Source organism: Bradyrhizobium sp. (assembly GCF_049586575.1).
In the GTDB taxonomy this organism is placed as follows: domain Bacteria; phylum Pseudomonadota; class Alphaproteobacteria; order Rhizobiales; family Xanthobacteraceae; genus Bradyrhizobium.
In genome coordinates this window covers 1-6,746 of sequence record NZ_JBAVCF010000020.1, presented here as the reverse complement: position 1 = coordinate 6,746, position 6,746 = coordinate 1, and the positions used below count along the sequence as shown (strand labels likewise).

Sequence of the window (6,746 nt, the reverse complement as noted above, 5' to 3'; positions counted from 1 at the left end):
GAGACAAGAAGAAGTAAGAGGAGACGGGATGCCGCGCCATGCGCCTCTTTGTTGGTCTCGGCAATCCCGGCGCGAAATACGCGCATAACCGTCACAACATCGGCTTCATGGCCGTTGAGGAAATAGCACGGCGTCATGGTTTCGCACCATGGCGCCGTCGTTTTCAGGGCGTGACGTCGGAAGGCACCCTCGATCAGGACAAGGTCGTTCTGCTGCTTCCGGGAACGTTCATGAACGAATCCGGCCGTGCGGTTCAGGAAGCGGCGAATTTCTTCAAGCTCGGTGCCAGCGACATCGTCGTGTTTCAGGACGAACTCGAATTGCCGCCCGCGAAGGTGCGGGTGAAGATCGGGGGCGGCATCGCCGGTCACAATGGTCTGCGGTCGATTTCCGCGCACATCGGTAACGATTATCGCCGCGTGCGGGTGGGCATCGGTCACCCCGGCGTCAAGGAGTTGGTTCACGGTTACGTGCTGTCGGACTTTGCCAAGAGCGATCGGCCGTGGGTCGAAGCACTTTGCGCAGTGATGGCGGATAACGCCGGTCTCCTGGCCAGCGGCACGGATTCGACGTTCCAGAACAAGGTGCATCTGGCAATGCAGGCGCGCGGATTTTTCGATAACGAGGACGGTGACGCGTAGCCCGCGGGCTTCGCGTTCAGGCTTTCAGGACAGATCATGGGATTTAAATGCGGTATCGTCGGACTGCCGAATGTAGGCAAGTCGACGTTGTTCAATGCGTTGACCGAGACGGCGGCGGCGCAAGCGGCGAACTATCCGTTCTGCACGATCGAACCCAATGTCGGCGAGGTTGCTGTTCCCGATCCAAGGCTCGACAAGCTGTCGGAGATTGCAAAATCCGCGCAGATCATTCCGACGCGGCTGACCTTCGTCGATATCGCGGGCCTCGTGCGCGGCGCCTCGAAAGGCGAGGGCCTCGGCAACCAGTTTCTCGCCACGATCCGCGAGGTCGACGCAGTCGCGCATGTCGTGCGCTGCTTTGAGGATTCCGATGTCACCCATGTCGAAGGCAAGATCGCGCCGCTCGCCGACATCGAGACCATCGAGACCGAGTTGATGCTTGCCGATCTCGATAGCCTGGAGAAGCGCGTCGACAACCTCGCCAAGAAGGCAAAGGGCAACGACAAGGACGCCAAGGAACAGCTCGATCTCGTTAACCGCGCGCTGGTCTTGTTGCGCGACGGCAAGCCGGCGCGGCTGCTTGAACGCAAGCCGGAAGAGGATCGCGCGTTTGACATGCTCGGGCTTCTGACGTCGAAGCCCGTGCTTTACGTCTGCAATGTCGAGGAAGGGTCTGCAAAGAACGGCAACAATTTTTCCAGGCAGGTATTCGAGCGCGCGAAACAGGAAGGTGCCGTTGCGGTGGTGATATCGGCCAAGATCGAGTCCGAAATCGCGACGCTGTCGCGCGAGGAGCGCAAGGATTTCCTCGATACGCTGGGTCTTGAGGAAGCCGGCCTCGACCGGCTGATCCGTGCCGGCTACCAGTTGCTCGACCTCATCACCTATTTCACCGTCGGCCCGAAGGAGGCGCGCGCCTGGACCATTCATCGAGGCACCAAGGCGCCAGGGGCTGCCGGCGTTATTCACACCGACTTCGAAAAGGGATTCATTCGCGCGGAGACCATTGCCTACGCCGACTATGTCTCGCTAGGCGGCGAAGCCGGTGCTCGCGATGCTGGAAAGCTGCGCCTGGAAGGCAAGGAATACGTCGTTGCCGACGGCGACGTAATGCATTTCAGGTTCAACAACTGATATTGCGTGATGCGGCCGCCTCGACGAGGTGCGCTAGTGTCCTGCGCCCTGATCCCGGATCGCTCCGAGATGTTCGTTGATGCGGAACACGATCAGGACGAATTCCGCCGCGATACGCGAGAAGATGATGCCGACGATGACGCTTGCGATCGACGACAATAATTGAATGAATCCCCCGAAAGGGCTGATCGCCATCGCCGCAAGGCCCGCGAAAATGCCGGCGATGCCAAACAGGCAAATCAGCGCGATAACCAGCCAGTAAAATGTCTTGATGATCGTGGGCGTAATGAAGCGGTCCCACTGAAACAGATCCTGAAAATCGAACATCGGTCCTTCTCCGGCAAGTCGAATTTGATTCGCGCGATCGGTCTGTTTCGATAAATGGCTAGCTCCGAATGGAGGTTCGGGCAAGTCGAAGGCGAGCCATGCATATGGATCGGGTTGAGATTGCCACAAAGTGCGGCCACAATCAGGCTTCCCGCAAGATGTCCCCAATCATGAAATCTCTCGTTTTCGAAGACTTTAAACCCGGCCCGCTGGGCCGTTTCGGGCCGCGACATGTCACGGCCGAGGAAATTCGCGCCTTCGCCACCGAGTTCGATCCGCAGCCGATGCATCTGGACGAAGAGGCCGCTTCGCGCTCGCTGTTGAAGGGGCTTGCCGGTTCGGGTTGGCACCTGTGCTCGATCATTATGCGCATGATGTTCGATGGCTTTATCGGCCGCACCGCGTCATTGGGCTCGCCGGGCGTCAATGAGTTGCGCTGGCTGGCGCCGTTTCGGCCCGGTGACGACATCACGCTCGACGTCGAAGTGACGGAAGCGCGCGTTTCGCGCAGCCGTCCGACGACCGGTATTGTCACGCTCAAAGCCGTGGCGAGCAATGCGTCGGGGCAGGCATTGTGCGAGATGGTGTCGCCGATCATCGTTCGTCGCCGCGACGAAGCTGCAACCGGCGAGGCTCCCTGATGAATTTTTTCGAGGACATCGAAATCGGGCAGCGGCGCGAGATTGGCTCGTTCACCTTCACGGCCGACGGGATCAAGGCATTTGCTGTGAAGTTTGATCCGCAGCCCTTTCACCTTGACGAAGAAGCGGGGCGCAAATCGCTGTTCGGTGGCTTGGCGGCTTCGGGGTGGCATGTCGGGTCCGTCTGCATGAAGCTGCTGGTGGCCGACGGCCAGCGTCGGGCCAGCGAGGCCGCAGCCCGCGGCGAGAAAGTCGCGGTCTGGGGGCCTTCTCCCGGGTTTCGCGAATTGCGCTGGATCAGGCCGGTGCTCGCGGGCGATACGATCAGCTTCATCGGCGAAATTGAATCGATGCGCATCTCGTCGAGCAGACCGCAATGGGGAATTCTGGAGGCGCGCAACGCCGGAACCAATCAAAAAGGCGAGCCGGTGTTTTCGATGCTGTCGACGGCCTTCGTGCCGCGGCGGAACGCCGGCGCCTGACCAGGCCCAAAGGAACCAAACCCCCGCTAACTTATTTTGAACGAGTGCCTGCCAAATAGATGCGGGGCGCGCGCGAGGGGTTAAATCATGGCTGACCGCCACGGGTTGAAATTATTGGGCTTTATCTTTGCCACCGTGACGATCGCGGTGATGTTCACGACCGGAATGGTGGTGAAAGGCTATGCGGACGGCGCCTATTCGCTCGAAAGCGAACAGCTCGCGGCTCGTTAAGTCAGAGACTGCTAACCATGGTTGCTGAAAGGGCGCTTTTTGTGAAAGGGCGCTCGCTCATCGGCTCCAGATCATTGCCAGAACCACCACCGCCGCCAGCAGCAATCCGACAAAGCGGATCATGATCGTGCCCACGTGTTGAGGCGGTGTCTCCAGCGGAATCGAATCGCCGTTGTCGGGCCGAACGGTCTTCATGCAGGAATTCCCCGGATTTACCTGCACTTGGTCGCGAGCCTGACCCGGTAGGTTCAACGGACTTCGTCACCATCGACGATTCGAGCCGGACCGTATGGCCCGGCTCGAAATCTCGTGTTCAGGCCGCCTAGCTGTGGCGCAAGCCGTCGGCGGTACGCTTCCACTGCGCCACATTGTCGGCGATCATGCGGGTCGATTTCATCGCCGCCTGACTGAGCTGGGCGTAACCCGAAATCTCGCGCTGAACGCGCTGCCCTTCGGCGTGCAGGATGTCGCGGAGGCTCTCGAGCTCCGAAATCAGGTTCTCGATTTCCGCAAGCGAACTGCCGGCCACGCGCTGGATCAGCGAGTTGACGTTGTTGACGGTGGCTTCGGCGGCCGGGTCGACCGCCGCATCGGTGCTTGCCACCATGTTCGGCACCGGACGGCGCAGGTAAGCGATGTCGTTGCGGACGAAATCACGAATGCCGTCCTCGACCTCGGAGACGGCAGCGGAGTTTTGATCCTCGTCGATCGATTCAATCTTCTCGGAACGAATGGGGTTCATCGGCTTTTTCCCTGTTTCGCATTGGTCGCGAGCGCGAATACCCCCGCACGACCAGGTTGACGCCACCATGAGGACTTCCGATTCTGGCTGGATCGCGGCCAATATGCGGCAATGCAGGTGCTTTCGCTGGACCAGAGAATGACCGCCGGAGCGGCGAATTTGACGTCCTTTCCGCCTACCAGCTCTGCTTGAAACCGGCGGAAACGCTCTTGTTGGCGATGCCGAGCGGGGTCTCCGCGATCGAGCCGGAAATGTTGAAACCACCGACGATTTTCTGTTCGGCTCCGATCTTGCGCAGCCACCTGTCGTCTGACGTCGACAGCGTCTGGCCGGCCGAAAAGCTGGTGCCGGTATCGGCAATCCCGAGCTTTGCGGATTGCTCGGTCTCATAGATCGTGTGGCCGGCCGACCCCGGCAGTGGCGCCAGGCCCTGGGTCATGTTGTAGCCGTTCTGAAGGGTGAGCGAATATTGCTCGCTGAATGTGAGCGACTTGCTCAGGGAGGTGCCGAGTTTGCCCTGATCCTGCGAAGGATCGAGCCTTGCCTCGACCGTTGTCTTGTCCCAGATCGAGCCCACCCCCGGCGCGGTGGCCGAGGCCCATGCGGTGCCGGAAGACTGCGGCTCGTTGCCGCCATTAGTGGCCTTTTCGGCCAGCAATTCCGAAAGCGTTGACGGTTGCCGGACCACCGTCATGTCGGCGCCAACCCGCGCGTCCCAGAATCGCGAAATCGGCTGCTTGACCGAGACCGCCGACCCGTTGGCCTTTTCCTGCGAGGACCATGTCATTTCGTCGGACGAGGGGGCGCGCGAGGTGGCATGCAGCTTCACCGGGTGCGTCATCATTAATGTGGAAGCGTCGACGTCGAGCAGGCTCCAGTCGATATCCAGGTTGGCGATATCGGCGTCTTCAGCCGTGGCGGCCGGCTGGTCTTCTCCGGGAGGCGATTCGGTCGCTTCCTGCGGCTGCTGATCGGACGACTCGGGCCAGGGCGATACCTTGGGAGGGGCCTGCAAAGGCACATCCTCCAAGGATTTGATTTCGGAGGATTTGGCTTCTGGGGATTTGACCTGCGCGTGAGCGGGCCGGCCACCGAGGCCGGAGGCGGCCGCCAGCAAAAGAAACCCGGCTAAACCGTATCCAATTCCGGAAATCATCGATCCTGCCCGCCCGTCAAGGATGACGGTTCATCGTTGCGGAAATGTGGCGTGCAGGGAAGGCGGCTGCAAGGTCTGTAGCTTCAGGCGATCCGCGGCAGGTGAATGGGGTGGCCCAGGGCCTGCTCCACCAGATCGAACGTATCGACCAGGATGCGGATACTGAGGAGCTTGCCGGCCTTGAACTGCGCAAATTGCGCGAGCCGCAGGCTGATCGGCTTGTTGGCGTCGAGCAGGGTCAGCGAATAGCGCATCATCGAGGCGCCCGAATCCGGACCCAACATCATCGACTCGCGGTCGAACCGGTGCACCCGGACGTTATCGGCGACCTGGCGGATCACATCGAGCACGGCGGCCTTGCCGCGGCGCGCGCCGAAGAACGGAAACATGTCGATCGGCCCATAGATCGCCCAGTCGACGTCGTCGTCGATCATGGCTATGAGTTCTTCAGGCTGGCGGTCGTTGATCGCGCGATGCAACGCACGAGAGAAACGCCAGAGACTGTGCTCTGTCATGACATCTGTTTCCTGACTGGATTTCCTGATCAGCGACCGGCCCTGATGGGCGTCATTGGCGACGCCGTGCCTGGAGGCTGACGATATTTGAAGCTTCAAATAAACGAAGTTTGCCCAAATGCAAATGCAATTTTGCATTGCACGAATGCGGACTACTTTCCGGGCCTGACTTGGTTCGGGGCAGGTGGCCCCGGCTGGACGGCGATGGCGTCGTCGCGGGCCGCCGTCAGGCCAAACAGCAATGCCCGCGCCGCCAATTTCGGATGCGACTTAATATACTCTAAATACTCTCGCCGGCCTTGCTCACGATCATCTCGATGACGTCCCGCTCCACCACCTGCTGGATCAGGTCGAACGTGTCGATGATCTCGCGAATCCTGACGATCTTGCCGTCCTGAAGCGTAAAGAACAGCGCAGCGTCGAACTGCACGATCCGCTGGTTGCGCCGCTTGCCGAAGAACGCGCGAAGATGGACCGCGACCTTGTCGTCTTCGGCCGCGATGAACGGCATTTCGTAGCGCATGCTGTAATAGCGCTGATGAATCGTCTTCCACATCTGCCGGACGTCGTCCTTGCCGCGGTGGTGGCCGAGATGCGGCAGGATATCGATCGGTGCGTTGGAGAAAAAATCGACGTCGTCGCTGCAATACGTCAGGGCGCGCTCGATATCGCCGGCATAGAAGGCGTCGATCAGGTCGACGACGCGACGGCGTTGAAGCTCGTTGATCATCTGCTCGTCTCCGCCGGTGTTGGACCCGACTCACCGCATTGTCTTTACTTTGTACCTCCATTTTCATGCTGACGGTTCCGCAATCAACCGGCTAAATGATTTTTGATCACACGCGCAGCGGGTAGAAGCGTCATATGGCTGTCCGCC

The 6,746-nt window shown here is 60.1% G+C and carries 11 protein-coding genes; 5 read left to right on the top strand and 6 right to left on the bottom strand.

Annotated features, from left to right (window positions below; genetic code table 11):
- Window positions 1–38: 38 nt before the first annotated feature.
- Complete coding sequence (pth, locus tag WB528_RS00690) at window positions 39–641, top strand: aminoacyl-tRNA hydrolase (protein ID WP_423886511.1); 603 nt, start codon at window positions 39–41, stop codon at window positions 639–641.
- Between the two features lie 36 nt (window positions 642–677).
- Entirely contained in the window at window positions 678–1,775 is a 1,098-nt protein-coding gene (gene ychF / locus WB528_RS00685; protein ID WP_423886510.1) for a redox-regulated ATPase YchF, read from the top strand.
- 33 nt (window positions 1,776–1,808) lie between these two features.
- On the opposite strand, the gene WB528_RS00680 is transcribed toward ychF, so the two are convergent.
- Entirely contained in the window at window positions 1,809–2,102 is a 294-nt protein-coding gene (locus WB528_RS00680; protein WP_423886509.1) for a DUF4282 domain-containing protein, read from the bottom strand.
- Between the two features lie 170 nt (window positions 2,103–2,272).
- Between WB528_RS00680 and WB528_RS00675 the strand changes: the two genes are divergently transcribed.
- The 3 genes from WB528_RS00675 (at window position 2,273) to WB528_RS00665 (ending at window position 3,456) form a co-directional block, all read left to right on the top strand.
- Window positions 2,273–2,743 (top strand): MaoC family dehydratase, encoded by a 471-nt coding sequence (locus WB528_RS00675; RefSeq protein WP_423886508.1) that lies wholly within the window; start codon window positions 2,273–2,275, stop codon window positions 2,741–2,743.
- Window positions 2,743–3,225 carry a MaoC family dehydratase gene (locus WB528_RS00670; RefSeq protein ID WP_423886507.1) on the top strand — a complete coding sequence of 161 codons (483 nt, stop codon included), beginning with the start codon at window positions 2,743–2,745 and terminating at the stop codon, window positions 3,223–3,225. Before WB528_RS00675 ends, WB528_RS00670 begins: the two co-directional genes overlap by 1 nt.
- Window positions 3,226–3,312: 87 nt before the next feature.
- Window positions 3,313–3,456, top strand: coding sequence for a hypothetical protein (locus tag WB528_RS00665; protein ID WP_423886506.1), 144 nt, complete (start codon window positions 3,313–3,315; stop codon window positions 3,454–3,456).
- 57 nt (window positions 3,457–3,513) lie between these two features.
- Here WB528_RS00665 and WB528_RS00660 read toward each other — a convergent pair whose 3' ends face one another.
- The 5 genes from WB528_RS00660 to WB528_RS00640 form a co-directional block, all read right to left on the bottom strand.
- Window positions 3,514–3,651 (bottom strand): hypothetical protein, encoded by a 138-nt coding sequence (locus tag WB528_RS00660; RefSeq protein ID WP_423886505.1) that lies wholly within the window; start codon window positions 3,649–3,651, stop codon window positions 3,514–3,516.
- A 127-nt stretch (window positions 3,652–3,778) separates the two neighbouring features.
- Window positions 3,779–4,198: a hypothetical protein gene (locus tag WB528_RS00655; protein WP_423886513.1), complete on the bottom strand. Its 420-nt coding sequence runs from the start codon at window positions 4,196–4,198 to the stop codon at window positions 3,779–3,781.
- Between the two features lie 175 nt (window positions 4,199–4,373).
- The gene (locus WB528_RS00650; protein WP_423886512.1) at window positions 4,374–5,219 is read right to left on the bottom strand and encodes a hypothetical protein; all 846 of its coding nucleotides are present in this window, start codon (window positions 5,217–5,219) and stop codon (window positions 4,374–4,376) included.
- Between the two features lie 218 nt (window positions 5,220–5,437).
- The gene (locus tag WB528_RS00645; protein ID WP_423886504.1) at window positions 5,438–5,869 is read right to left on the bottom strand and encodes a nuclear transport factor 2 family protein; all 432 of its coding nucleotides are present in this window, start codon (window positions 5,867–5,869) and stop codon (window positions 5,438–5,440) included.
- A 280-nt stretch (window positions 5,870–6,149) separates the two neighbouring features.
- The gene (locus WB528_RS00640) at window positions 6,150–6,599 is read right to left on the bottom strand and encodes a nuclear transport factor 2 family protein (protein WP_423886503.1); all 450 of its coding nucleotides are present in this window, start codon (window positions 6,597–6,599) and stop codon (window positions 6,150–6,152) included.
- Window positions 6,600–6,746: the final 147 nt, after the last annotated feature.

Bases quoted from the DNA above. Each gene is read 5' to 3' on its own strand.
- pth (WP_423886511.1), top strand. From the start codon at position 39: ATGCGCCTCTTTGTTGGTCTCGGCAATCCCGGCGCGAAATACGCGCAT.
- ychF (WP_423886510.1), top strand. From the start codon at position 678: ATGGGATTTAAATGCGGTATCGTCGGACTGCCGAATGTAGGCAAGTCG.
- WB528_RS00680 (WP_423886509.1), bottom strand. From the start codon at position 2,102: ATGTTCGATTTTCAGGATCTGTTTCAGTGGGACCGCTTCATTACGCCC.
- WB528_RS00675 (WP_423886508.1), top strand. From the start codon at position 2,273: ATGAAATCTCTCGTTTTCGAAGACTTTAAACCCGGCCCGCTGGGCCGT.
- WB528_RS00670 (WP_423886507.1), top strand. From the start codon at position 2,743: ATGAATTTTTTCGAGGACATCGAAATCGGGCAGCGGCGCGAGATTGGC.
- WB528_RS00665 (WP_423886506.1), top strand. From the start codon at position 3,313: ATGGCTGACCGCCACGGGTTGAAATTATTGGGCTTTATCTTTGCCACC.
- WB528_RS00660 (WP_423886505.1), bottom strand. From the start codon at position 3,651: ATGAAGACCGTTCGGCCCGACAACGGCGATTCGATTCCGCTGGAGACA.
- WB528_RS00655 (WP_423886513.1), bottom strand. From the start codon at position 4,198: ATGAACCCCATTCGTTCCGAGAAGATTGAATCGATCGACGAGGATCAA.
- WB528_RS00645 (WP_423886504.1), bottom strand. From the start codon at position 5,869: ATGACAGAGCACAGTCTCTGGCGTTTCTCTCGTGCGTTGCATCGCGCG.
- WB528_RS00640 (WP_423886503.1), bottom strand. From the start codon at position 6,599: ATGATCAACGAGCTTCAACGCCGTCGCGTCGTCGACCTGATCGACGCC.